Below are 23,462 nucleotides of genomic sequence, written 5' to 3'. Positions count from 1 at the left end.
TATCGATAAAGCTTGAACATGAAGAACACCAAGAACTTACCCGCCCAGCTGTCGAATAGTGATAGTGAATTTCTGAAGTCCGCACTGTTTCTGGAACTCATCGGCCAAGAGCCCATCACCATCAACCGCGCTTTCGTGGATCTCACCGGTAACGTCTTGAGCGCACTCTGGCTTACCTATGCGATGGAGCGGGAACGTCGCAGTGAGTCGGAGGACTTTTTCGAAATCCTTATGTCATCGTCATGCTGCACGAAGGACACCGGCATAACGAGGGCACAGCAGCAAACCTGCCGCAAGACACTCGTGGACTTGGGCATCCTGCATGAGCATGCTGGTCAGGGCCGCATCATTACCTATCGGATCTCGAAGCGACGCTTGCTTGAGCTTTTGCAGCAACAAGCCATGCCCTTGGCCAGCGCAATGCGAAGTGCAGCGACAACCTCCGTAGCCGCAGCTGCGCACTGATGGAGCTTGTCAGTGCGCGGCTCTCTTTCACTCGCAGCTATTCCAACAGTTCGTTATGAACTGCCGGAGGATGCGCCGATCCACCAGGGTGCCGAGCAAATTTTTCTGCACCTGGACGATCGAGGTTTCGTTCCATTTCATCCGGTGCTGGCTGAAAAATTCGGCCACAAAGCCGCCATCTTCGTGGGCATGGCGCTCTACTGGACGCGCCACAGTCTCCGCAACCATCCCGAGCGCGGTGGCTGGTTCTTTATGTCCTTGCAGCAGTGGAAGTCGGCCATTGGGCTGACCCGCACCGAGCAAGCCAGTGTGCGCGAGCTGCTGATGGGCGAGGGCGTTCTCGAAGAGATGCTCGTTGGGCGTCCTGCGGTGCTGAACTACCGCCTGAACGTACCTGCACTCGCCAAGGCACTGGCCATGCGCGGCAAGGGGCAGAAACTTACGTGGGACTTGGCAAGTAGCTGGTTCAAGGGCTGCAAGGTCTACTACAAGCCCCTGGCTGATGTGGCTGGAAGCATCGCAGGCGGGCTGTACTTGGCCTATCTGCTGCAGCGGCACCGGGAGTGTCTGAAGCTAGGCCAGCTCACCGATGGCGCTATCCCGGTCAGCCAGGATGAAATCTCAACAGCGCTTGTGCTCGGTCCGAAGGTCCAGCGCAATGCTCGGGAGCGGCTGAAGAAGGCTGGATTCATTAACGAGGTCGGCATCGGCGGAGCGTTGGTCCGCATTAACTTCGACGCCATTCTGCTGTGCCTGCGTGGGCAAAGCATCAAGCCTTTGCCTCGCAAGGCTGACGCGGACAAGGCTACTCCTGCGGCGTCAACGAAGGCTGCACCGTCAAATAGCGCTCCAGCCACGAACCAGACGCTGGACCTGTCCGGCCTTTCATTCGCGTTCTCGCAAGCGACGCTTGGACTGTCCGCGACCCCTCCTGCTCCCCGCCCGCGCGATCTCTTGCTGTCTTTTTTGAACGACGATCTGGTGCCTCACAAACCTGTCGAAATCCGACAAGCTGGAGCTACTTCTTCGATCAGTGAGCAGCCCGCCAAGTCGGAGCAAATCTCCAATGCCAGCAAGGAGTTAGCGAAGAGCTTTAGCGATAAGGGTAGCGAGGGTGGAGCGAAGGAATCGTTTGCCGTTTCCTGCAAACAAGAGCCTGACTCTTTGGACGAAACCTGCAGGCTTGATCTGCCGTTTCCCGCAATCAATATTCAAAGGACTTCTATTCAATCCACTACTACTTCGCCGGTGAACACCAGCAGCACGGCTGACGTTCAGGCAGGTGAGGGTGGTAAGTCTTCGAGTTCGGACAAGCTGAACGCCGGACTTGCCTCTGGCCTCATCTTCCCCACCTGGATTGAGAAGTCACTGCACGCGTCCCTATCCAAGGTGCTGGCCAAGTTTCCCCTTGAGCAACAACAGCAAGCGTTGGACGAGATGGAAGGTGCGAACCGGCGATTTCATAAAGTGAAGTCGCCAGTGGCCTGGCTAAACAGTGTGGTGAAGAAATATAGAGACGGCGAATGCATCTGGGCGTATGCCCCCGTCATCGCTGCAGAGCGCATTGAGTTAGCCAAACAGGCCGATGCTCAACAGGCCCAGAAAGAAGCATCGCTGAAAGCTTTTCACGAAGGATCGGCCAACGCCGTCGCCAATCCAGTGCGAGTGGCGGTCGAAGGCAATGGGCCTTTGGGCAAAGAAGCGGCGCGTGCCAAGTTGCTTGCTCTTCGCAATGAGCGGGCAGCGAAGGTCGGAATGGCGAAGAAATGAGCTGACTTCCGAATAACCCGAGATGGGCCATATGGCACTCAGTGCCAAGTAGCTCGAAATGAACCACACGGCACTTAGTGCCATGTGGCTCGAAATGAACCACGCGGCACTTAGTGCCATGTAGCTCGAAATGAGCCACAGCAATTTTCAAGAGAAGCAATATGAGCTATCAGAAATCAGGGAACGATCTATTTATTCAGCTCGTTCAGCAATTCAGAAGCTACACGGATGCTGCGGTTCTTTGGGTCTTACTCAAAGAGCGGGGGGATATTGGAGAGATCGCCATTACGTCTGGGTCGATCACTGAAGTCGAACTGTGCCGAACCATTCCATTACCCACCGTAAAACGAACTCTCCAGCGGTTGCAAGAGACCGGATTTATTAATGTCCGCGTGCAGAAGAACACGAAAACGCTGGTGACCGTGAATCGCGATGCGGTACTCGATTTGCTAAGACAGCCCATTGCCGAGCGGCTGCCATCAGTTAGTAAGAAGCACTTTCCATTTATCGACGGTTGGAATGAAGACATCGCTAAAGAAGCTGCGCAAGTGGCAATAGAGAACGCCAGTGCCGACGAGGGCGGGAAGTCGGGAGAAGTCCCGGACGCTGGATAGACGAAGTATTTAATTTAAGGAGAAGACCTTGGCTACTGATCGAATCAAAACAGACCCCGGCTTTCAGCCAGTAATGCTGGCCGGTGTATTGGGTGCAGGTGCACCAGGCATTAAATTCGTCACCGACCCGAATTCGCCATTTCGTGACGGCTACTCAATTGCTGGTGAAGAAGCTGCTTTGGCGGCATTCATCCAGGCTGGCGCGTCTGAAGACGATCCTTTGTTTGATCGCTATGTAGAGCTGGAAGATCGCAAAGAGCAATTCCAGAAGATGCAAGCGGAGCGACGGGATCGTCGTGGTGCGGACGCGGTGGTGACGAACTCCGAAGCACAAGGCATTGATGATCTCGGGCCGCTGACGAACGAAGGCGTGGACCAGATGACGATTCACACCATCGAGGCCCACCGACTTTTTCAGGGGCGATCTGGGGAGCCTGAAAAGCGCTTGAACGCGATCATTGGCGGCAAGCGCGTTGCTTCCTCTCTGCGGAACCTTTGGGTACTGACGAGCCGTGACAACCCATATGCAGATTGGGCACTGGTACGCCATGAGTACGGCATCTCGCAAGTTCAAGAGTCGTTGCGCACCCAAATCGCTAAAGCCGAGGAGCTGCTGGAGAGCCAGCGCAAGCGCGGCCTGAGCCTGAGCATCGTTCAGTCCGCTCGCCCTATGACCCTGAACCTCGGATTCCGCAGCCCTTACGGCTATGCGATCTCCATGTTGATCGTGGACTACGACTACTTTGTTCGTATCCAGAAAACGCTGCAGCGCAAGAACTTGCTGAGTGATGAGCAGGCGCGTGCTGTGCTGAGCGCAATGAGCCGCGCCATCCTTGGCGTGTTCTACGGCACTGCCCGATTCGACAAATGGCTTGGCCGTCCAGAGATTCGTGAGCTGAGCCGTTCTGACTGGTTCAGTGCAGACCCGGAAGCTGCGAAGCGCATTCAGTTTGTGGTGAGCACGTTTGGTGCAGTGCCAGCCCAGATTTACAAGGCCGAAGTGAAGCCTTCGCATTCGCGCCGGCTCATCAACATCAGCGAAGCCGAACGTGCGTTGCTGCAGCAAGTTGGCGACCAATTGCAGCAGGCGCAAGAGCATGGCTCCGATGCATCCGCTTCTACTGGCCCAGAAGCTACAGCCACCGCTGATTAAGACCGCGCGCAGTCGTTTGGAACTGATATTGAAAGGGATTGGTGTGAAAAGGGATCTGGAAATAAAAGGGGCTTCGCAGCACACCGGTCGTGGCCGAGTCGTCAACAACGTGCTGTGGGGTCGTCAAGCCCTGGCGGATCAGGACTGTCAAGATCGAGCTGACGTAAAGGCCCTTACGGGTAGGGGCACCCTGTCCAGATTGCGCCAGAAACTTGACGGCATCGACGCAATCCTGAAACAGATGCGCGATTTGTCCGAGAAGTCGAAATCTGTTCCAGGACTGAGCTTCTATCTGGTCGTGCACCAGAAAAGCACAACGGGCTATGTCTTTCTGCGCTGGCGCCAACGCATGGGCTCTAACCGCCATTTGAGCTTTGAAGAGGTGGAGGAGCTTGCGTCAGGCCTGCCCAGTGAACTCCGTCAATGGTGCATGGCAGCGTCCCAACGCGCTGTGGCCTTGAATGAGGAGCACCAGCAGACGCGTGGCGATATCAAGCGTATTCGCGTGAGCGTGGACAAGGCTCCTGTCTTTCTTTATCCACGCTCCCCGATTTCGACCCTCTAAGTCCGTGCCTGGGCTGACCTGGTGCAGCAGCTCGGGCATTCAATCAGCACTGCAAGGAAATTGGATATGTCGCAATTGTTTATCGGCAAGGGAAACCTGGGTAGTTCTCCTAGTCTCAGGACGCTCAAGGGTGGGCCTAACGGCGAGTTTGATGTCGCCAGTATGCGTGTTCGGTTCAGCCGATACGGCCGCACCGAGGAGGGCGGAATCGAAGAGGTTGGCGGTTTTTGGCGCGAGGTGGAAATCTACGGAGCGAAGGCTCGCGATGCCGCGCGGCTCCTGCGCAAGGGAGCCAGAGTGCTAGTGATGGGGGAAGAGCTTGAGTACATGGCGCGCGATGAGGCTACTGGCGGTCAAGTGATGGTGTTCAAGATCGAGGCCCAGGATGTCGCACTTCTGCTGTCGCGTGTGAAGACCATTGAGTTCGAGGCTTCACGCCGCTCGTCCACGGAGCAGTCGGATGGCTCCTCAGGCGAAGTGCAGGAACCCTACCACGCAGGCCAGCCTGCTTAAAGACCGTTTTTAACCAAGGAGCACATCTTGACTTTACATCCCGATCAACAGGCCTCGGACGACATCACATTGCTTGTCGATGGTCGATTCACCATGGTGGTTGCGCCATCGCAAAAGGTGAATGAAGAAAATGCACCCGCATTCTTAGTCGTGCGAGATTCCAATGGCAAGGATGTATGCGTGGGATATTGCAAGCTCCAGTTTGATGGTACCTGGCACACGCGTCTCACGGTCACATACGATGAATCGTCGCAGTCGGACTCTATGTTGATTGGCGACTTTGATAGTCGCGTTGATGCGGTGGTGCGGTTATGGCTTGTCCGTCATAACTTCAGCTACCAGATGACAGAATAAATATCGGTTTTCCTGTGGCGCATGCTCAGTCGCCAATTGAGTCCACAGGAGAATATGGTGCAAGAAAAATATCAATTTTTGGGGCTCGTTGTTCCCGATCCAGTCGATACGAATTTCGATCCTGTGGCATGGGCCAATACTTGCCAGGATGTGTTCAATAAAAATATCGCTCTGATCGGGAAGTCCTACGACACTTTTATCTTGAAGTGTTCCAGCGATTTTGATCCGCTTATATCGGGGCTGCAGGTTTCTGATTCAACGCTCACATGGGCGCTATGGATGGCCGAAGGTTGGGGTTATGAGTCACCAGCAACAAGAGTTGTTCGCGAGGGGCTTTGATGTTGCCTAGGCCCGTCACGATCCGCCCGCCGGATCTCCTTATCAAAGCCGTCTCGGATGGACGCAGGCTCGGCCTGCAGCTCCTGGCAGTTCCAGGTGTGAGCCGTCCACTTGCAAACTACGATGCTTGGTGGAGTGGAGCTCGGCGCATGTGGCTGCTTCAAACTACCGACTCCAGTTATGCCGACGATGTGATTAAGCATGCGTTTGCTGGGCACTTCGTGGATATGGAGCAGCTCGATGTGCAACTGCGCGCCGCTGTCGCAGCTCCTGATCCTGACTACTTCTCGCAGTTGCTCGATGTTCAGATCTTCCCGCTGGTGAAGGGAGACCTAGCACGCGGTTCATGGGCGGTTAGCTTTACCTACGACCCGCTATGCGTGAAGGCGATGCGCTCGTTGGGCGGCTACTTCCACAAGCATGCGTCAGCGTGGCAAGTCAGAGCCGATCCTGAGCTCATCATGGAGCGGCTGGCCAGCATTGCCGGCGTGTCGTCGGAGTTCGTATTCGTCCATGAGCAGCCGGTGGTCATCGAAGAGTTGACCACAAGTGGCAACGAAGGCTCGCCTATCAGCGTGCCCGCTGCATCGCCACCGCTGGGCGGGGGCGGCGGGCCTGGTGAAGAAGAGGGCACCGGTTTCCTATCGACTGAGCATGGCCACGTCGATGACATGCCGTATGACCGGGTGGCCCTGGCCAGCCTGGTCGCCTGTGGCGTGCTGCGCGACTACCAGGCCGAAGGCGTCGCACATATGCTGCGCCAATCGGGCGCCTGCATGGGCGATGACATGGGCCTGGGCAAAAGCCGCCAGACGGTCGTGGCATCCCGGATGGCTGCTGGCAGCGGCCGGGTCCTGATCGTATGCCCTGCATCCCTACGTTTGAACTGGGAGCGAGAGATCAAGATGGTCTACCCAGACGCTCGCGTCGGGATGATCGGTGAGGACCGGATTTCGACGCTGGCTGGCTGTGACTGGGTGATCGGCAACTACGAACGCATGGGCGGCCTAGTGCGCGAGAGTGAGCTGGAGTTCGCGGTGATGGCCGTGGATGAAGCCCACTACCTGAAGGAATACAAGAGCGGCCGCACGCGCAATGTGTTCCTGCTGGCAGCACGGATAGAGCGATGCTTTGTCGTCACCGGCACGCCGTTGCTCAATCGCGAGATTGAGATGCATACACTGCTGCGCATCACGGGCCATCGCCTCGGTAGTCTCACGCTGGCTGAGTTCCGCAAGAGCTACGCGGGTAGCCCTGAGAAGCGAGCAGCACTGGCTGCAGCGATCCAGGGCTGGATGATCCGTCGCAGCAAGGACGTGCTCAAGGATCTGGGTGACAAGGCGAGGCAGTTTGTGCCTCTGTCGCCAGAGGGGCTCGATGTCTACAAGGAGATCTATGGCGACATGACCCTGCAGGCCATGCCCAAGATCGTTCGCCTGCGTAAATGCCTTGAAGGTCTGAAGGTTCCGTACCTGGTCGAAACCGTGCAGGCAATGGGAGAGGACGGCAAGCTCATCATCTTCTGCGAGTACATGAGCACCGTGGAGGCCCTTAAACAGGCCCTGGCCAGCCTTGGCGTAGGCTGTGTCTCGCTGGTCGGCTCGGATAGCTTGAAGCGTCGGCAGGCTGCGGTAGATGCGTTCCAGAGGGACGCAAGCATCAAGGTATTCATTGGCACCACCATGGCTGCGGGCGTGGGCATCACGCTGACGGCTGCCAACATCGTGGCATTTGCCTCCATGCCGTGGACGCCAGCCTTGATGCGCCAGGCAGAGGACCGGGCCTACCGCTTGGGTCAGATCCGCGATGTGCTGGTCCTGGTGCCCATCATCCAGGGCACTATCGATGAGGGCGTGCTGCAGCTGCAGGAGAACAAGCACACCACAGAAATAGAAGTGGTGGAGGCAGCCAAGAAAGCATTGCCTGTCCAACAACGAGCGGCTGTAGAAACTGTGCCAGATGAAGCTCGCGAGGAAGTGCGGGCACTTGAATATGCCTGATCGAGGGTGTGCAGAATTTTGTGTAAACGGACAATCCACCGCAGGCGCAAGTCTGCATGTCCGTAAGCACAATGACAACCAAGAAACACGAAGTCCCTGAAGAACTGCTGGCGAAACTGCTGGCTGATTACAAGAAACCTGAAGACCTGATCGGCGAGAACGGCCTGCTCAAGCAGCTGACCAAGCTGCTGGTAGAAAAGGCGCTGGACGCCGAACTGACCGAGCACCTCGGCCACGACCGACACGAACCGGTGGTCAACACCGGCGGCAACACTCGCAACGGCAAGAGCAGGAAGACGCTCAAGTGCGAGTTCGGCGAACTGCCCATCGAGGTGCCGCGCGACCGCAAGGGCACCTTCGAACCCCAACTGATCCCCAAGCACCAGACCCGCTGGGCCGGCTTCGACGACAAGATCATCTCCCTGTACGCCCGCGGCATGACGGTGCGCGAGATCCAGAGCCACCTAGAGGAGATGTACGGCACCGAGGTCTCGCCCAGCCTGATTTCCTCGGTGACCGACGCCGTGGCCGATGAGGTCAAGACCTGGCAAGCCCGCCCGCTCGATGCAATCTACCCTATCGTCTATCTGGACTGCATCCATGTGAAGGTGCGCGAGGGCGCTGTGCGGGTCAAGGCGGTGTACCTGGCCATCGGCATCACCATGACGGGCGAGAAGGAGGTGCTGGGCCTGTGGCTGGCGCAGACCGAGGGTGCCAAGTTCTGGCTGCAGGTGGTGACCGAATTGCGCAACCGGGGCGTGCATGACATCTTCATTGCCTGCGTCGATGGGCTCAAAGGTTTTCCGGAAGCCATCGAGGCCGTCTTCCCCAAGGCGGTGGTGCAGCTGTGCATCGTTCACATGGTGCGCCACAGCCTGAACTACGTCTCATGGAAGCGCCGCAAAGAAGTAGCTGCCGACCTGCGCCGTATCTACACGGCCGCCACCGCCGAGGAGGCCGAGCTGATGCTCGGTGAATTCGAGCAGCGCTGGGATACCGAGTACCTGCCCATCGGCCAGTCCTGGCGCAGGAACTGGAGCCGCTTGACCCCGTTCTTTGACTACCCGCCGGAAATCCGCAAGGTCATCTACACAACCAATGCCATCGAGTCGGTGAACATGGGCCTGAGGAAGCTGACCAAGAACCGGGGCTCGTTCCCCAGCGACGAGGCGCTGACCAAGCTGTTCTACCTGGCCCTGCGCAACATCAGCCAGAAGTGGACCATGCCCATCCGGGATTGGAAGGCTGCGCTGACCCGCTTTACCATTGAGTTCGGAGACCGCATCTCCGTCAATTGAAGTCCGAACCGTTTACACAAAAATTCGGACACGCCCGCCTGATCTATTTTAAGTGCTCATAAAAAATGGCCACTTAGTGGCCATCTAATATCAAACCTGCTGCAATCATTTGATTTCGAATTGCGAGCGATCCTTATCTTTGATCCAGACAGGAGGCTTGCCACGGCCTGTCCAAGTTTGACCAGTCTCAGGGTCACGATACTTGGGGTCAACAGAGCCGCGAGTTGCTTTTGCTTTCGCTTGGGGGAATATATCGTCTTGGGTCAATCCATATGTCGCGATCAAACCCTTAATCTGTTGCACGGCTGTGCCGATTTCGCTTTTACGTGCTGCTTCAATCTGGGCTTCGAGTGTTGCGCGTTGGGCCAGCAGATCCTTGTACGACACCGCAGAGTTAGACATCAATATGCTCCATTAAAATGACAGAACATATTATGAGGCATTTTAAGAGATGATGGTTGCTTTGCTGGAAGCAAGGATTGCGTTGCACTCAGTTTCGGCGCTAAAATCGACGCACATTGGCTCTTCGGAGCTTTGTAGCATCTGAGTCCTTGAGAGATGCGCATCAGCTCACGCTGGCGAGGACATTCTTCAACCCCACGGGATAACACAATCCCGTCGGGGACCGTGTTGCCCAACATCTAGGAGCAACACATGCATCAATCTCAACGTTCTGCCAAGAAGCCGGCATCCTCGCCTTTTGACGTGGATCGCCAGCTGCTGGTGAAGATGATCTCTCGCGTCAACGACCCTGTCGTAGCACGCATATTTCTCAACACGTTGGATATGTACCCGGATCTGAAACTTCAGTTCCTAGGTGCCTATCTGATGGCGGAAGAGACGGTCAAGCGCTCGCAGATTCGATATGCAAAGGCTCATGACGTGGGTCAGGCTACTGCGCGAATCAAGCGAAAGTGTTTGGAGTTGCTTCGTGCCCTTTGGTCGCTTAGCGTTTGCTTTGCTCGTTGGACCCGTGTGGCTCTCAATGAGTACAAGCTGCAAAAGTCCCATAAATCGCCTAAGCCACCGGCTCCTTCTGCCAATGTCATCATGCTCCCGTTGTCTCGCAAGGCAACTGGCACAGATAACTAAGCAGAGGCTCTAACCAACCCATTACCCGAAATTCGTCGGGTAGTGGGTTTTTCTTTGTTCGAATATTTGGAGGCCATATGAATAAGAAATCAGTCCTTGAACGCTATCTCGAATTGCATCCATTGAAGGCTTCAAGGCGTGGCGCGTCATTGGATATGGAGCTCATTGAACGTTGGTACTTTGAAATTCAGCTCCGAGGCGTTGCGAAGATCAAACATCAGATTGCCCATGCGAAGCGAACCGCCACCTCATTGGTGAAAGCTCAAAGTAATTTCGAGAACCTCAATCCAACTCAATTGAAGCAATTGAAGGATGCCTCAACAATGATGCGCGATCTCGCCGAGTCGCTGGTTCCGCTAGAAAATTGGGCTAAGAGCTATAAGGAGTTCTACGATAAGACGGTTCTTGCCGATCAGAATGAAGAATGCGATGCGTTTGCGCAAGCACGCTGGCATGGCGATGAAGTGGAGTTTCAGCTAGAGCTTGAGTTATTGCTTGAGGCTGACAACTTCAAAACGCGCAGTTGCGTTGGTGATTGGTTTCATTTGAATAAGCGGTATCTCAACGTACCAGCCAATGAATTTATCCTGTCGCTATATCTGACCTTTCATGAGAAACAAAGCGTGAAGGAACGGATGCGGGCAGTAGCCTATTCATTTGTTTACGCCTCCGCTTGTCGCAGGGTCCATTCTGAGTTGATGAGCAATCAAAAGTCCGTGTACGTGGGTACCAAAGACATTGATGCGTACCTGGCATACCGAAAAGCAAATGTGCAGGCTTCGGCGTCTGCGGCAATGAGCAAGTTGGGTGTCAACCTATAAATCCCTGATGGGCACTAGATGCCCTGGGGCAAGTGTCCATCTTCCTTATCTACTGGAGATGAATATGAGCCTCGAAAACACCTTTGAACGTCCAAGGAATTACAAATCCATGGTGCATACAGAGAAAAACCCGAGCATTGAATTGTTGATGGACCAGGTAATGGTGATTGCATTAATTTGGACATTAGCTTCAAACGATGCCTTGGAACCATCTGCTAAAGAGAAATATAAGGCTCGTGTTGTACTGGAACAGGATCATCTTCGCACGATGCTCCAGAAAGCGCTCACAGCGAAAGACAGGGTTCTGTAACTTGTCCCGTATTCACTGGGTAATCTTCTTCTAACTCTCTTTTTACCCTTGGGGCGCCGTCATGCCCCTGGGGGGGACGGTCCCCTTTCTGCTTTCAACGAAAGGAATCCCATGTCCAAGCACTTAATTAATCAAACGAACGTGAACGGTATTGAAATGGTTCTGGAATGCGGCTACGACCGCCCAACAGGCTCATTCTTTGCCAATATTCATTCCGAAGGCGACATTTACTACACCTCACTGGTGGAGCTCGGGTCGAAGGACTCTGGCTGGTTGCTCACCGTGACTGCAGAGCATGGCTTAGTAGTCCCTCGCCAAATGATGGATCGCCTGGCTATCGAAGCAATGTTCGATGGGAGTAATGATTTCATCGAGCACGAGCCTTACACGCAAACGGAATCTGACAGACGACTGCTACAGCTGGGCTTTCGCCAACAGATGCCGTCCGTGCTGCCAACCGATAACCCTGTGTGGGCTTGGTTCACTGACAGCGAGGAAGATCTTGGCACATATGCTTTGCTGCAATCCAAGGACTATCAAGCCTATGTGCCATCTCTGCTCTGTGATGTCTTGCCACAAGAAGGTGAATGGCCGGTACTCGATGAACAGGATGTGCTCAAGCGTCTTGACACGATGCATGCGCGGCTCTTGAAGGGCGCTTTCCAAAAGCATCCTGGCGAAGGCATAGGATCGGTTCTGAACCGCATTCTGGGCTTTGTGCCGCCAATTCTGCAGCTCGAATCCAAGTTGTTCGTTGTCTTCTCGGATCACGAATTCGTACAAGATAAAACGGGCTTTTGGGCTGGAGATAGTTGGGCTGGCTTTTCCGGGGCAAAGGTGTTCGGGCCGTGTGAAGTGACAGCAGAGGAGGGCGAGAACTGCATCCCTATTCACGAGGCATATGCCTTGGCGAGCGGTGCATTGCTCAAGGTCCAGTCATTTGGCGTCAAAAGCATCGCTGACGATGACTTATGCGCATCTTGCGGCCACTGCAACTATCGTCCAGGTGATATGAGCAGTTGCAGTAAAGACTGGCCTGGATACCAGGATTCCGATGGGTATCTGAAGGTGTGCTTTGCGTCCGTTATCGCCATCTAAAGCGCAAGCTATTTGAACCTCGCGCTGGCCAAGGGCCAGCGATTTTTTAACCCGGACGGGCGTTGTCGCCCAGTCGGGCCGCGCCTTTCCAGTTTAGAGAGTTGGAAATGACCGCAACTAACAATCAGCCGCTTTGCACAACTGCGGATCGTCAGAGCTACGCACTGACTGCTGAACAGGTCGCCATTGCCATCGCTGGCCACGATCTCCGCACCTTTAAGGGGTGGATAGCAGCCGCGTCATCATTACTCGCTGATGCGCCTTTGATGACCGGCATTCAGGAGAAACATAGCCCCTATGTGATCCTGAAAGCGGAGTTCAACGGAAAACCAGAGGTCGTTTTCTTCTACAACGAAACCAATGTCATCTACTCCCCAGATCTTGCGTCGGACTTCGACATCAGTGCCTGGTGTAACGATAGTTGGGATGGCGTCGAGGCTGAAGCCAACATCGCTACATTGACATGCCCAGACTTTGTGACCCTGCGTCACGAGCAATTGCTTAAGCAAGTCACTAACGACTCTCTGAGTCCTGGCATGTAATTGCCACACCCAAAAAGCCCAGCTCACAAGTTCTTGTGACTGGGCTTTTTTCATTGGTGGTGCCGGGCCTGCTGTCCTAGTTTCCTTGGCCGTCCGTCGATCACGGAAAGATGCGCAGAAGGTACGTTACCTTGATATGCTGCGTATTCCGGTCGAACTGACCGCCTGTGCCGGTTGCTGCTGGCCAGTCTGCTGGTCGTGACCGACTGAGTTCGGCCAGTAGCGGACAGTCGCAGTGCTCCACCGAATGACGGCTTCCTCGTCAACTTGTAACGGTCGGCTGCTTCGTTCTTGGGGTCGATTGCTCGAGCGTGGGCGGGCAATGCTCAGCTCGATTGGGCACGTCCGTGCCTTTTGACATATTAAATTCACCCAGAAGAGCAACCGATCATCTTTATCTTATTGCCGTAGACGTCGGCTTCGCGCGCCTCAGGAACAAAAGTCCAGCCAAGGCAACACACGCGAAGCTTACTCTGGTACGTCGTTGTACACGCTTAATGAATGACCTGGACAGGAAAACATTAAATATTCCATAGTCAATCAATATTGTCCAGCAACCCATCCTTCACCTGTGCGTCAATCTCCTTGACTAAAGCTACCACCTTTGTGACGAGTTCGTCGATGTCTGCACTGACAATATTCAGGACCTCATTCTTTAAGGTTCTGCCGTTGCGGTGAACGATGTCATGTCGATTGGTGGTGGCTTTAATCAGCCAGGCAACATCCTTTGGAAAATTGACTGACAGTACATTCTCATAGAGAGTCTTCGCGGTCACAACGTTGTGAAAGCTGATCTCGTCAATAGCATCATTCGCCAGCTTCAATATTTTGTCGTATGTATTGAAGATTTCGCTTATTGGCTCTCTTTTGCTGTTTTTGAATGCATCGTGGCTTTGGACAAATCGCCTTAACACTGCGCTGCGCTTCATGACTTGCTTCTTGAGGGTGTCACTCAGGTAGGCTTCCATCACTGTAATGACGTTGGCATAGAGCAAGCGCATGAGAGCTGGGTTATCTGGTGCCAGATTTGCCAAGTCCTTGGTTGAATCGAGCGAGTCTGTGAAGTCCTTGAAGAAATGCGTATTGTCAGAGTGGTATTCGATCAAGTCGTCAAAATCCTCTGTCCATCCTGAGTCGACCATATAGGTTGCATCAAGGACAAAGAATTTTTCATTCGGCATCACTTCTATCAGCGCCACTGCATACATATTTTCTGTTGAGCATGGAAAGCCAAACCCGCCCATCCCAAGCTCGTCTGAAAAGATAAATCCATCGGCGCCACTCAGCATGTAATTCAGAAGCTGATCGCTGTAGTTAGTGCGCTTCTCTCCATAAATGTTCGCCTTGAGGTTTTCGGTAGCGATCTTCTTGAGGCGGGCAAGCCAGTCCTCAAGGGTGCTGTTCTCCAGAGCGGGCAAAAGTGCAGCATTCGCGCCGTCAGTGTCCAAATCCTCTGCAATCATGTATCTGCATAACTGAGCTTTTCGTGCCAGCTCCTTGGTGAAGTCCGTGCGCAGCGAATCCTTGTCGTAGCCGTCCAGAGCTAGGCGGCGTGCGATGACTTCTACTGGTGCCTTGTAGAGGTATCTCACGGGGTAGTCTTCATCTTCGGACTTTTCGACCGTCCGTTCTTTTCTTTTGAAGTACCACTGGTTGATGTGATTCTGCATTTCTGTGACTGTCATGCAGCCCAGATCCACTGATGCCCAAGTTGACACGGTTAACTCCTAGTAGAGGGTCTTGGTACGGGACAGTTTCACTGCCAGCGTAAGTGAGCGCCCAAGTCCGGGTCGCGGCTCAAGTGAAAGCTTCGTGCGATATGCAGACAGCGGTGTCAGCGCCACAATTGTATTGACCATTGTCGCTCCGCAGCAGTCGTTGAGCGAGGCGTTCCGGACGATCGAAATGGGTCGTTTGCTGTCTCAGCTTTCGGCCACAAGCATGTCAGGGCCTCACATCCGAAGAGAGCATCTTTCGAAAAACGAAAAGGCCCGCAGTTGCTATGACTGCGAGCCTTTGTGATGTTAGCTTAGGCTCATGCCTTATTGGCTATTCCCTCGAGGTTACCACTGCACCTTCACGCCAATGGAGGCCTGTACCCCGCTCTTGACCCGGCTGTCACCGCCATTGGCCCACAGCTTGCCCAACTCACCATAGACGCTGGTGCGCGGGTTGATCTGCAGGCTGGCACCGGCGGCCATCTCGGTTGCAGTGTAGCCGCCCCTAGCCTTGATGTCGGTGGTTCCGCCAGGCGCCACAAAGCTGGCGATATCGGTGGTGTTGCTGGCCCTGTAGACATTGATGCGACCGTAAGGCTGCAGCACACCGGCACCGGTTGCAAAGTTGCCCTTGATGCGCGCGCCCAGGCGCACGGTCCAGTCGTCGTCGGCCTTGTTTTTGACCGTGGCCAGGCTCAGCGCCGTGTCATCAATGCTGAGCTTGCGGTAGATGATCTGCGCCTGAGGCTCGATCTGCCAGTTGGAGCTCACTGCAAAGGGTTTGCCCATTTCCACAGAAGCCAGCCAGCCACTGCCCTTAGTGCGGGCCTGGGCCGTATCGCCAGCCGTGCGCAGATCGCTGCGGTAGTCCGCGCCCTGGAGCACGGCATCGGCATACAGGCCTGAGGCATCTTGCCAGCTGCCGTAGACACCCAGGTAGCGGGTGCGCAGGTTGTTGAAGCCCACGTATTTGCGATCCTCGCCGCTGGCAAAGCCCTTGACGCTCATGTCGCCTTCGAGCTGGCCTACATAGATGCCGGCCTTGATGCTCTGGTCGGCATACAGGTCCAGACCCGCCTGGAATCCGGTCAGGTGACCGCTGCTTTCCGGGCTGACCGTGCCTTGCTGGCGGATCTTGGGATCGGTGCGCAGAATGCGGCCCCAGACACGGCGGCTGGCACCAGAGTCGGAGCTGGTGGTCGCTTGCGTGCCTTCATCTCCCATGCGCTTGCGCAGATCGCCCAGCATGGCCATGTCGGCCTGGCGCAGCTGTGCCGGCAGGGCCGACAGCAGCGGCACTTCGGCACGGTAGGCCGTGGTCGGTGTCGTTGGTGTCGTATTCGTCGATTGCAGCGCCGCACCTTGGGCGGTCTGTGTCAGGCGGTACTCGTAGGCACCGGCATCCACATGGCCGCCTACCAGAGTGAAAGAGCCTGGCTGCAGGCTGGCACCGTTCTCGGTACCGATGACCTCGATGCCGTTGCCTGTCGTCTGGGCACCCAGACCGCCAGCATTGGTGATATGCACCGTGGTGTTGCCGCTGGCCACGGCGGTGGCACCGGACAACAGCAGCTTGTCGGTGGCACTGCCGTCAGCAGCCAGCACGGTAGACAGGCCCAGATTACCGTTGTTGCCCACATAGGGGCCGGTGACCTTGAGCACGGCTCCTGGTACTGCTCCAGAGTTGCTACTGAGCTTGACGGTACCGCTGTTGTTCAGGCTGGCCAGGGTCTGGTTGAAGCCGGCTAGGTCCAGCACGGCGCCGCTGGCCACGGTGTGGGCCGAGGTGCTGCTGAAGGTATTGGCCGCTCCGGCCTGCAAGGTGCCTTGAGCCACGTCGGTGGCACCGGTGTAGGTGTTGGCGGTGTTGGTCAGCGTCAGCACACCGGTGCCCTGCTTGGTCAGGAAGCCTGCACCGGTAATCGCACCTGCCCAGGTCGCGTTGTTGGCACCGGTGTCTACGACGGGATCATTGTCACCAGTCATGTACAGGTTGTTGGCAATGGTCATGCCGTTGGCGGTCAAGTTAATCTTGGTGCCGTCGTCCATGGACAGCGTGCCACTTCCAAGGCCCTTTTCATTGCCCAAGTTCAGCGTACCCTGCTTGAGATCGACGCCGCCGCTGAAGTCACTGGCACTGTTCAGGGCTAGTACGCCTGCGCCTTGCTTGACCACGTGTCCCGTCCCGGAGACCTTGCCGCCAAGGCTGTCAACCTGGCCGGAAGCACTATTGATGACCAGGTTGGCAGAGCCCAGCTGGATATTGCCGTTGCTAACGATTTGAGAGCTGGTCAATGTATGACCGTTCAGGTCCAGAGTTGCCCCCTGGCTGATGGAATAACTGGCGTTCTGAACCAAAGCGCCAGCGGAGCCCGCTCGCAAAGTGCCTGCGGTGACTGTGGTGCCGCCCGAGTAGGTATTGGTACCTGTTAGCGTTGTCGTTCCGGAGCCGTTTTGCTGAAGAGAACCACTGCCGCTGATATCGTTGGAGACAGTTAAGGCGTCGTTGCGATTGAAGGCCAGAGATCCGTTGTTGGTCACCGCGCCCAAGCCGAGATTGCCGACGCTGCCGCCGTTGCCCACTTGCAGGGTGCCGCCATTGATGCGGGTGGTGCCTGTATAGCTGTTGGCGGCAGACAAGGTCAGGCTGCCGGCGCCGTTTTTAGTCAACGAAGTTCCATCCCATCCCAAAGCACTGTTGGATGCCTGGTTTTCGAGAGCCACGCCGACCTCAAACTGGTCTTGCAAATTGCTCAGGGTGAAGGTGCCGTGTGCCAAATTATTGTTGGCGGTCCAGCTCTGGCTATAACTGGCCAGATACTGTTTCCCGTCCACTGATTTGCGCGTGTTCAGTGTGAGGTAGTCGACCTCGCCAGTGAAGCCCCCCACACTGGTGAGAGCAAAGTCGCCGCTGATGCCGTTTGTGGTCGAAATCAGCACGCGGTCGAGTTGGCTGGAGGAGGTGATGCCCGAGAGGTTCAAGCCAACACCGCTGCCAATCTGCAGGCTGGACGCTGTCAAGCCCGGGGCCAAGCTCGTTGAGTCCAGCGACAGGGTGGATGTGTTGGCCAGTCGAACAGTGCCTGATACGGCGACCGCGGCTCCTGTCGTGACGCCTAGCGAGGCGTTACCCGCTACGTTCAAGTCACCGCCCAGTGAATGGCTGCTATTTGTGAAGTTGAGGGTTCCTGCGTTGACTTGTGTAGAACCTCCGTAGCTGGAGCTGCCGCTCAGTGTCAACGTGCCGCCGCCAGCCTGAGTCAAGCCTCCTGAGCCGTTGATGGAGTTGTTCAACGTGAGGTCATTGCTGCGATTGAAGACCAATGTGCCGTTGTTGTTGATCGCGCCGCTTCCCAGACTACCGCCAGTGCCGCCATTGCCTACCTGCAAGGTGCCTGCACCCACCGTGGTACTGCCTTGGTAAGTGTTGTCGCCAGTCAGTATCGTGGTGCCCTGGCCAGCCTGTGTGATGTTGCCGTTGCCACTAATAGAGCCCGCAACAGTTACCGCATCGCTGCGGTTGAAAATCAGCGAGCCGTTATTGACGATGCTGCCGTTCACCGCTCCGCTTGAGCCGCCATTGCCGAGTTGTATCGTGCCGCCGGCATTGATTGTGGTGCTGCCGGAATAGAGGTTATTGCCCGTCAGTGTCAGGGTTCCAGAGCCTGTTTGCAGCAGACCACCTGTTCCACTGATGGTTCCCGAGAACGTGGTGCTGGCGTTGTTGCCACCAGTCGTCAGGTTGGAGCCACCGAGAAGCAGAGTGCTGCCGGCCACTCCAGCCAATCCTCCGATGTTTTGATTGCCGCTGGCACCGATGTTGAGCGATCCGGCTCCAGCCAGATTGACCGTGCTGCGATCCGAGAGTGTGCCCCCAGCTCCCACCAAGATTGCGCCGCTGTTGATCGTGGTGTCGCCGGTATAGCTGCTGGAACCCGCCAAAGTCACCGTGGCTGCGCCGCCCTTGGTCAATCCACCTGCTCCGGAGATGTCTCCGCTCAACGTCAGATCATTGCTGCCGAGCAACTGGAGATTGACACCAGACCCCAGGTCAATGGCGTTGCTCAGGTGCACAGGAAAAGTGCTATCCAAAGTACTGCTGCCAGCAACACTCAGCAGACCGGTGCCAAGAGCGCTATTGCTTCCCACGACCAGGCCGCCCGCATTGAGTGTCGTCCCGCCGCTGAAAGTGTTGGCTCCTGCCAGCGTTTGCACTCCAAGACCGCTCTTGATCAGCCCTCCGGTTCCGTCGATGGAGCCTCCGAAATTCGTGTTGCCTACTCCTCCGAGTGTGAGCGAGTTACCGCCCAGAAACAGGTTCGAACCTGCAACGCCTGCCAAAGAGCCCACGGTCTGATTGCCGGCTGCGGCTATGTCGAAGCCCGTTCCCGCAGCCGCCAGGTTAACGGCTCCGGTAGAAGCCAGGCTGCCACCTGCGCCAATCGCCAAGATGCCTGCATTGATGCTAGTACCGCCGGTGTAGGTATTGGCACCGGTCAAAGTCTCGGTACCGGTTCCCTGTTTGATCAGGCCTCCAGTGCCGCCGATGGAGCCACTAAATACACTGTTAATTGGGCCTCCAACAGTCAGCGAGTTCCCGCCCAGGTTGACGGTGCCATTGCCAATGAGGGTGCCAAATGTCTGCGTGCCATTGCCGGCCGATAGATCGAAGGTGGCTCCGGTTGCAAGATTGACTACGCCATTGGCGTAAAGACTTGCTCCTGCACCGAGCGCCAAAGTGCCTGCGCGGATGAAGGTACCGCCACTGTAAGCGTTGGTCCCATTCAAGGTCAGCGTCGCGCTTCCGTCCTTGGTCAGAGAGCCCGTGCCAGTAATATCGCCGTTTAGGGTCAGTGCATTGCTGCCGAGAACAGTGAGGTCCGCATTCAACGCGACATTGTTGGCCAGTGTCGCCGCACTCACGGAATCCAGCGTCGCTGCACCGTTGACGGTGACAGTGCCGCTGCCCAGCGCCGCGTTGTTTCCAATCATCAGACCACCGGCATAGAGGGCGGTTCCGCCCGAGAAAGTGCTTGTGCCGGTCAAGGTCTGCGTACCGCTGCCTTGCTTGACAATGCCGGCCGTGCCGGTGATCGAGCCGCCAAAGGTCTGGTTGCTGCCGTCGCCAAAGGTCAAGCCGTTGCCGCCCAACGCTACCGTGGTGCCCGCCACGCCCGATAGCGCGCCGATGGTCTGTGCCGCGCCTGCGCCGGTGATGTCGAAGCTCGCTCCCGCAGTGCCGAGATTGACGCTGCCGCCCGCCGCCAGCGAGCCGCCCGCGCCAAGCGCCAGGGTGCCGCCGTTGATGGTGGTACCGCCCGTGTAGGTCTGCGTACCTGTCAACGTTTCCGTGCCGGTACCGGTCTTGGTGACGCCACCAGTTCCGCCGATCGTGCCGCCGAAGGTGTGATTGCCCGCATCGCCAAATGTAAGCCCGTTGGCGCCCAGACTCACGCTGGAGCCTGCGGCCCCCGCCAGGCCTCCGATCGCCTGCGACGTCGTCGCCCCGCTCAGGTCGAGCGAGGTGCCCGCGTTCGCCAGGTTCACCGTGCCCTGGTTCGACAGGCTGCCGCCCGCGCCGATCGCGATAGTCCCGGCGTTGACGGTAGTGCCACCCGTGTAGGTGTTGGTGCCCGTCAGCGTCTCGGTGCCCGAGCCCTGCTTGACGATGCCGCCCGTGCCGCCGATCGCGCCGCCAAAGGTCTGGTTGGTTGCGTCGCCGAAGCTCAACGTATTGGAGCCGAGATTGATGTTCGAACCGCCGACGCCCAACAATGCACCAACCACCTGAGGTGAGGTCGCGCCACTGATGTCAAAGCTCGTGCCTGCGTTGGCCAGGTTGACCGCGCCGCCGACCGCCAGCGATCCGCCGGCACCGATCGCCAGCGTACCCGCATTAATGGTGGTGCCGCCGGTAAAGGTGCTGGTGCCCGTCAGCGTCTCGGTGCCCGAGCCTTGCTTGACAATGCCGGCCGTTCCGGTGATTGCTCCGCCAAAGGTCTGGTTGCTGCCGTCGCCGAAAGTCAGGCCGTTGCCGCCCAGCGCCACCGTGGTGCCCGCCACGCCGGACAAGGCGCCGATGGTCTGTGCCGCGCCCGCGCCGCTGATGTCGAAGCTCGCACCCGTGCCACCCAGGTGTACCGCGCCGCCGGCCGACAGCGAGCCGCCAGCGCCAAGCGCCAAGGTGCCGCCGTTGATGGTGGTGCCGCCCGTATAGGTCTGCGTGTCCGTCAGCGTTTCCGTGCCGGTGCCCGTCTTGGTGACGCCACCAGTTCCGCCGATCGTGCCGCCGAAGGTGTGATTTCCCGCATCGCCGAATGTCAGCCCGTTGGCACCCAGACTCACGCTGGAGCCTGCGGCCCCCGCCAGGCCGCCGATCGCCTGCGGCGTGGTCGCCCCGCTCAGGTCGAGCGAGGTGCCCGCGTTCGCCAGGTTCACCGTGCCCTGGTTCGACAGGCTGCCGCCCGCGCCGATCGCGATGGTCCCCGCGTTGATGGTGGTGCCGCCCGTGTAGGTGTTGGCGCCCGTCAGCGTCTCGGTGCCCGAGCCCTGCTTGACGATGCCGCCCGTGCCGCCGATCGCGCCGCCAAAGGTCTGGTTGGTCGCGTCGCCGAAGCTCAGCGTGTTGCCGCCCAGCGAGACGGTGGTACCGGCCACGCCCGACAGCGCGCCGATGGTCTGGTTGGCGCCCGCTGCGCTGATGTCGAAACCCGCGCCGGCGGTGCCGAGATTGACGCTGCCGCTCGCAGCCAGCGAGCCGCCCGCGCCCAGGGCGAGGGTGCCGCCGTTGATGGTGGTGCCGCCTGTGTAGGTGTGGGTACCTGTCAGCGCCTCGGTGCCCGAGCCCTGCTTGACGATGCCGCCGGTGCCGCCAATGGAGCCGCCGAAGCTCTGGTTGGTGCCATCGCCCATGGTCAGCGTGTTCGCGCCGAGCGAGATAGTGGTGCCTGACGCGCCGGCTAGCGCACCGATGGTCTGGTTGGCGCCCGAGGCGCTGATGTCGAAGCCCGCGCCCGCACCAGCCAGGTTGACCGCGCCGGTGGCCGCTAGCGAGCCGCCCGCGCCCAGGGCCAGCGTGCTGCTGTTGATGGTGGTGCCGCCCGTGTAGGTATTGGCGCCCGTCAGCGTGGTGGTGGCCGCGCCGTTTTTGAGCAAGCCGCCCGCGCCTGAGATTACGCCACCGACCGTCATGGCGTTGCTACCGCCCAACGCCAGCGAGGCGCCGGCGTTGACGGCCACTTGGTTGGCGACGGTGACGGCCTGGCTGCTGTCGAGCGTGGCGTTGCCGCCGGCCGTCAGGGTGCCGGTGCCGAGCGCCTGGTTGTTGCCGATCACGATCATGCCGGCGTTGAGATTGGTGCCGCCCGTGTAGGTGTTGTTGCCCGACAGGGTCAGCGTGCCGCTGCCCGACTGGGTGACCGGCCCGGTGCCCGAGACGGTGCCCGACAGGTTGAGGCTTGAACTCCCCGACACGCCCAGCCCGGCGCCGCTGGTGGCTATGTTGTTGGACAGCGTGAGGCCCGGCGTGGTCGACTGGATCGCGCCGCCGTTGGCGCTGATGGCGCCGGTGCCGAGCGAGGCGGCATTGTTGACCACCGCGGTGGCACCGTTGCCCAGTGTCGCGTCGACCGCGCCCGATGCGCCCGACAGCGTCCAGGTGCCGCTCTGTAAGTCGAGGTGGTTGAAATTGACGTAGTTGCCGTTGTTGATGGTGCCGGTGGCGGAGGTGCCCTGCTGCAGGATCAGCCTGTTGTTGCCGCCCGCGCCGCCGTCGACGGTGCCGGTGGCCGCGAAACTGATGGTGACCGAGCCGATGCCGAGATTGACCGCCAGGCCGGTCCCGCCCGAACTGTTCACCGAGGAATCGGTGGTGGCGATGAACTGGTTGGTGCTGTTGGCGCCCATCGAGACGCTGCCGTTCACCGTGCCGGAGTTGGTGAAGGTGTTGCCGCCGGCCGAGCTGCCAAGCGCCACCCGCCCGGTGATAGTGCCGGAATTGCTGACGTTAACCTGCCCGCCGCCATAGGCAGCGATCACACCAGCATCCGGGCCGAGCAGGGTGGCACCGATGATGCCGCTGGTCGACATGGTGCCGGTATTGATGATGTTGGTGGTGCCGCCCGCACCGTTCTGCACCGCCAGCGCCATGCCGGTCAGGCCGATCGACAGGCCGGTGGTACCGGCCATGGTGCCGTTGTTGGTGACCGTCTGGGTGCTGGCCGAGGCATTGCCCATCACCACGCCCGAGGACAGCACGCCCAAGCCGGTGCCGAGCAGGGTTGGGTCGATGCGGCCGTTGTTGGTCAGCGTGCCATTGCTTCCACTCAGTGTCATGGCATTGCCGCCGACACCGAGCAACACTCCCAGGCTACCGCCAGGATTGACCGTGACGCTGAGGTTACTGGCCGCATTGAAATAGCTGGGAGCCAGAGGATTGGCAGCGCCCGAACAGCTGACGTTGAAGCCTGCCGCAGTGCAGGCTGCATCAGCATGAGTTGCGCTGAGTGCAAGCACTACACCGATTACCGCGCCAACGACCACGGTGGTTCCGCGCTTACCTGCGGCACGAGAGGTTTCTGGAGCAGCAATCCAGGTACCTAACGCTGCGTTCCAGATGCTTCTGTAAATCCGATTCATGACGAAGATACCTCCCAAATGCTTGCGTAAATGCACTTACATAGGAGTGATCCATATCCATGAAAAAGATCGCAATCACTCACAGAAGACACGAAAGGTAACGATTTTTAGTTGCTTTGACAATCATTGAATTCAAGATTCTTATTGCCATTGAAGGGCCTTCATTGCCAGAG

At 57.7% G+C, this 23,462-nt stretch carries 18 protein-coding genes; 15 read left to right on the top strand and 3 right to left on the bottom strand.

Features of this window, described 5'->3' with window-relative positions:
- Positions 1-18: 18 nt before the first annotated feature.
- The 10 genes from NOX35_RS13365 (at position 19) to NOX35_RS13320 (ending at position 9,071) form a co-directional block, all read left to right on the top strand.
- Positions 19-465: a hypothetical protein gene (locus tag NOX35_RS13365; RefSeq protein WP_043005125.1), complete on the top strand. Its 447-nt coding sequence runs from the start codon at positions 19-21 to the stop codon at positions 463-465.
- A 12-nt stretch (positions 466-477) separates the two neighbouring features.
- Entirely contained in the window at positions 478-2,235 is a 1,758-nt protein-coding gene (locus NOX35_RS13360; protein ID WP_003054947.1) for a hypothetical protein, read from the top strand.
- A gap of 161 nt (positions 2,236-2,396) precedes the next feature.
- Positions 2,397-2,849 carry a hypothetical protein gene (locus NOX35_RS13355; protein ID WP_003054949.1) on the top strand — a complete coding sequence of 151 codons (453 nt, stop codon included), beginning with the start codon at positions 2,397-2,399 and terminating at the stop codon, positions 2,847-2,849.
- Between the two features lie 28 nt (positions 2,850-2,877).
- Positions 2,878-4,002 carry a PFL_4669 family integrating conjugative element protein gene (locus tag NOX35_RS13350; RefSeq protein ID WP_043005126.1) on the top strand — a complete coding sequence of 375 codons (1,125 nt, stop codon included), beginning with the start codon at positions 2,878-2,880 and terminating at the stop codon, positions 4,000-4,002.
- Entirely contained in the window at positions 3,947-4,567 is a 621-nt protein-coding gene (locus NOX35_RS13345) for a hypothetical protein (RefSeq protein ID WP_230630078.1), read from the top strand. The genes NOX35_RS13350 and NOX35_RS13345 overlap by 56 nt, the downstream gene beginning before the upstream one ends.
- Before the next feature lie 66 nt (positions 4,568-4,633).
- Positions 4,634-5,080: a single-stranded DNA-binding protein gene (locus NOX35_RS13340; RefSeq protein WP_003054955.1), complete on the top strand. Its 447-nt coding sequence runs from the start codon at positions 4,634-4,636 to the stop codon at positions 5,078-5,080.
- 27 nt (positions 5,081-5,107) lie between these two features.
- On the top strand, positions 5,108-5,434 hold the full coding sequence (locus tag NOX35_RS13335; protein ID WP_003054957.1) for a hypothetical protein: 327 nt from the start codon (positions 5,108-5,110) through the stop codon (positions 5,432-5,434).
- Positions 5,435-5,488: 54 nt separating this feature from the next.
- Positions 5,489-5,773 (top strand): hypothetical protein, encoded by a 285-nt coding sequence (locus NOX35_RS13330; RefSeq protein WP_003065071.1) that lies wholly within the window; start codon positions 5,489-5,491, stop codon positions 5,771-5,773.
- Between the two features lie 149 nt (positions 5,774-5,922).
- A complete protein-coding gene (locus tag NOX35_RS13325; protein WP_019042253.1) occupies positions 5,923-7,773 on the top strand; it encodes a DEAD/DEAH box helicase in 1,851 nt (616 codons plus the stop codon).
- A 71-nt stretch (positions 7,774-7,844) separates the two neighbouring features.
- On the top strand, positions 7,845-9,071 hold the full coding sequence (locus NOX35_RS13320) for an IS256 family transposase (RefSeq protein WP_256493548.1): 1,227 nt from the start codon (positions 7,845-7,847) through the stop codon (positions 9,069-9,071).
- Between the two features lie 105 nt (positions 9,072-9,176).
- Here the strand turns inward: NOX35_RS13320 and NOX35_RS13315 are convergent, their stop codons facing one another.
- A complete protein-coding gene (locus tag NOX35_RS13315) occupies positions 9,177-9,473 on the bottom strand; it encodes an H-NS family nucleoid-associated regulatory protein (protein WP_003065080.1) in 297 nt (98 codons plus the stop codon).
- Positions 9,474-9,725: 252 nt separating this feature from the next.
- On the opposite strand from NOX35_RS13315, the gene NOX35_RS13310 reads away from it, so the two are divergent.
- From NOX35_RS13310 to NOX35_RS13290, 5 genes are all read left to right on the top strand, one after another.
- Positions 9,726-10,163 carry a hypothetical protein gene (locus tag NOX35_RS13310; RefSeq protein ID WP_003054965.1) on the top strand — a complete coding sequence of 146 codons (438 nt, stop codon included), beginning with the start codon at positions 9,726-9,728 and terminating at the stop codon, positions 10,161-10,163.
- Positions 10,164-10,240: 77 nt separating this feature from the next.
- Positions 10,241-10,984 (top strand): hypothetical protein, encoded by a 744-nt coding sequence (locus NOX35_RS13305; protein ID WP_029158328.1) that lies wholly within the window; start codon positions 10,241-10,243, stop codon positions 10,982-10,984.
- A 64-nt stretch (positions 10,985-11,048) separates the two neighbouring features.
- Entirely contained in the window at positions 11,049-11,294 is a 246-nt protein-coding gene (locus NOX35_RS13300; RefSeq protein WP_029158329.1) for a hypothetical protein, read from the top strand.
- A 111-nt stretch (positions 11,295-11,405) separates the two neighbouring features.
- Complete coding sequence (locus NOX35_RS13295) at positions 11,406-12,392, top strand: hypothetical protein (protein WP_019042257.1); 987 nt, start codon at positions 11,406-11,408, stop codon at positions 12,390-12,392.
- 107 nt (positions 12,393-12,499) lie between these two features.
- Positions 12,500-12,934: a hypothetical protein gene (locus tag NOX35_RS13290; RefSeq protein WP_019042258.1), complete on the top strand. Its 435-nt coding sequence runs from the start codon at positions 12,500-12,502 to the stop codon at positions 12,932-12,934.
- A gap of 536 nt (positions 12,935-13,470) precedes the next feature.
- On the opposite strand, the gene NOX35_RS13285 is transcribed toward NOX35_RS13290, so the two are convergent.
- Positions 13,471-14,634 carry a HEPN/Toprim-associated domain-containing protein gene (locus NOX35_RS13285; RefSeq protein ID WP_371878546.1) on the bottom strand — a complete coding sequence of 388 codons (1,164 nt, stop codon included), beginning with the start codon at positions 14,632-14,634 and terminating at the stop codon, positions 13,471-13,473.
- 363 nt (positions 14,635-14,997) lie between these two features.
- Positions 14,998-23,289 (bottom strand): autotransporter-associated beta strand repeat-containing protein, encoded by an 8,292-nt coding sequence (locus NOX35_RS13280; protein WP_080731526.1) that lies wholly within the window; start codon positions 23,287-23,289, stop codon positions 14,998-15,000.
- Positions 23,290-23,462: the final 173 nt, after the last annotated feature.

Origin of the sequence: Comamonas sp. C11, assembly GCF_024496285.1 — a bacterium.
Taxonomy (GTDB): domain Bacteria; phylum Pseudomonadota; class Gammaproteobacteria; order Burkholderiales; family Burkholderiaceae_C; genus Comamonas; species Comamonas testosteroni_F.
This window is presented reverse-complemented; position numbering and strand designations above follow the sequence as displayed.

Coding starts and splice junctions, on each gene's coding strand:
- NOX35_RS13300 (WP_029158329.1), top strand. CDS start 11,049: ATGAGCCTCGAAAACACCTTTGAACGTCCAAGGAATTACAAATCCATG.
- NOX35_RS13365 (WP_043005125.1), top strand. CDS start 19: ATGAAGAACACCAAGAACTTACCCGCCCAGCTGTCGAATAGTGATAGT.
- NOX35_RS13315 (WP_003065080.1), bottom strand. CDS start 9,473: ATGTCTAACTCTGCGGTGTCGTACAAGGATCTGCTGGCCCAACGCGCA.
- NOX35_RS13325 (WP_019042253.1), top strand. CDS start 5,923: ATGTGGCTGCTTCAAACTACCGACTCCAGTTATGCCGACGATGTGATT.
- NOX35_RS13310 (WP_003054965.1), top strand. CDS start 9,726: ATGCATCAATCTCAACGTTCTGCCAAGAAGCCGGCATCCTCGCCTTTT.
- NOX35_RS13305 (WP_029158328.1), top strand. CDS start 10,241: ATGAATAAGAAATCAGTCCTTGAACGCTATCTCGAATTGCATCCATTG.
- NOX35_RS13340 (WP_003054955.1), top strand. CDS start 4,634: ATGTCGCAATTGTTTATCGGCAAGGGAAACCTGGGTAGTTCTCCTAGT.
- NOX35_RS13280 (WP_080731526.1), bottom strand. CDS start 23,289: ATGAATCGGATTTACAGAAGCATCTGGAACGCAGCGTTAGGTACCTGG.
- NOX35_RS13330 (WP_003065071.1), top strand. CDS start 5,489: ATGGTGCAAGAAAAATATCAATTTTTGGGGCTCGTTGTTCCCGATCCA.
- NOX35_RS13345 (WP_230630078.1), top strand. CDS start 3,947: ATGGCTCCGATGCATCCGCTTCTACTGGCCCAGAAGCTACAGCCACCG.
- NOX35_RS13355 (WP_003054949.1), top strand. CDS start 2,397: ATGAGCTATCAGAAATCAGGGAACGATCTATTTATTCAGCTCGTTCAG.
- NOX35_RS13295 (WP_019042257.1), top strand. CDS start 11,406: ATGTCCAAGCACTTAATTAATCAAACGAACGTGAACGGTATTGAAATG.
- NOX35_RS13320 (WP_256493548.1), top strand. CDS start 7,845: ATGACAACCAAGAAACACGAAGTCCCTGAAGAACTGCTGGCGAAACTG.
- NOX35_RS13290 (WP_019042258.1), top strand. CDS start 12,500: ATGACCGCAACTAACAATCAGCCGCTTTGCACAACTGCGGATCGTCAG.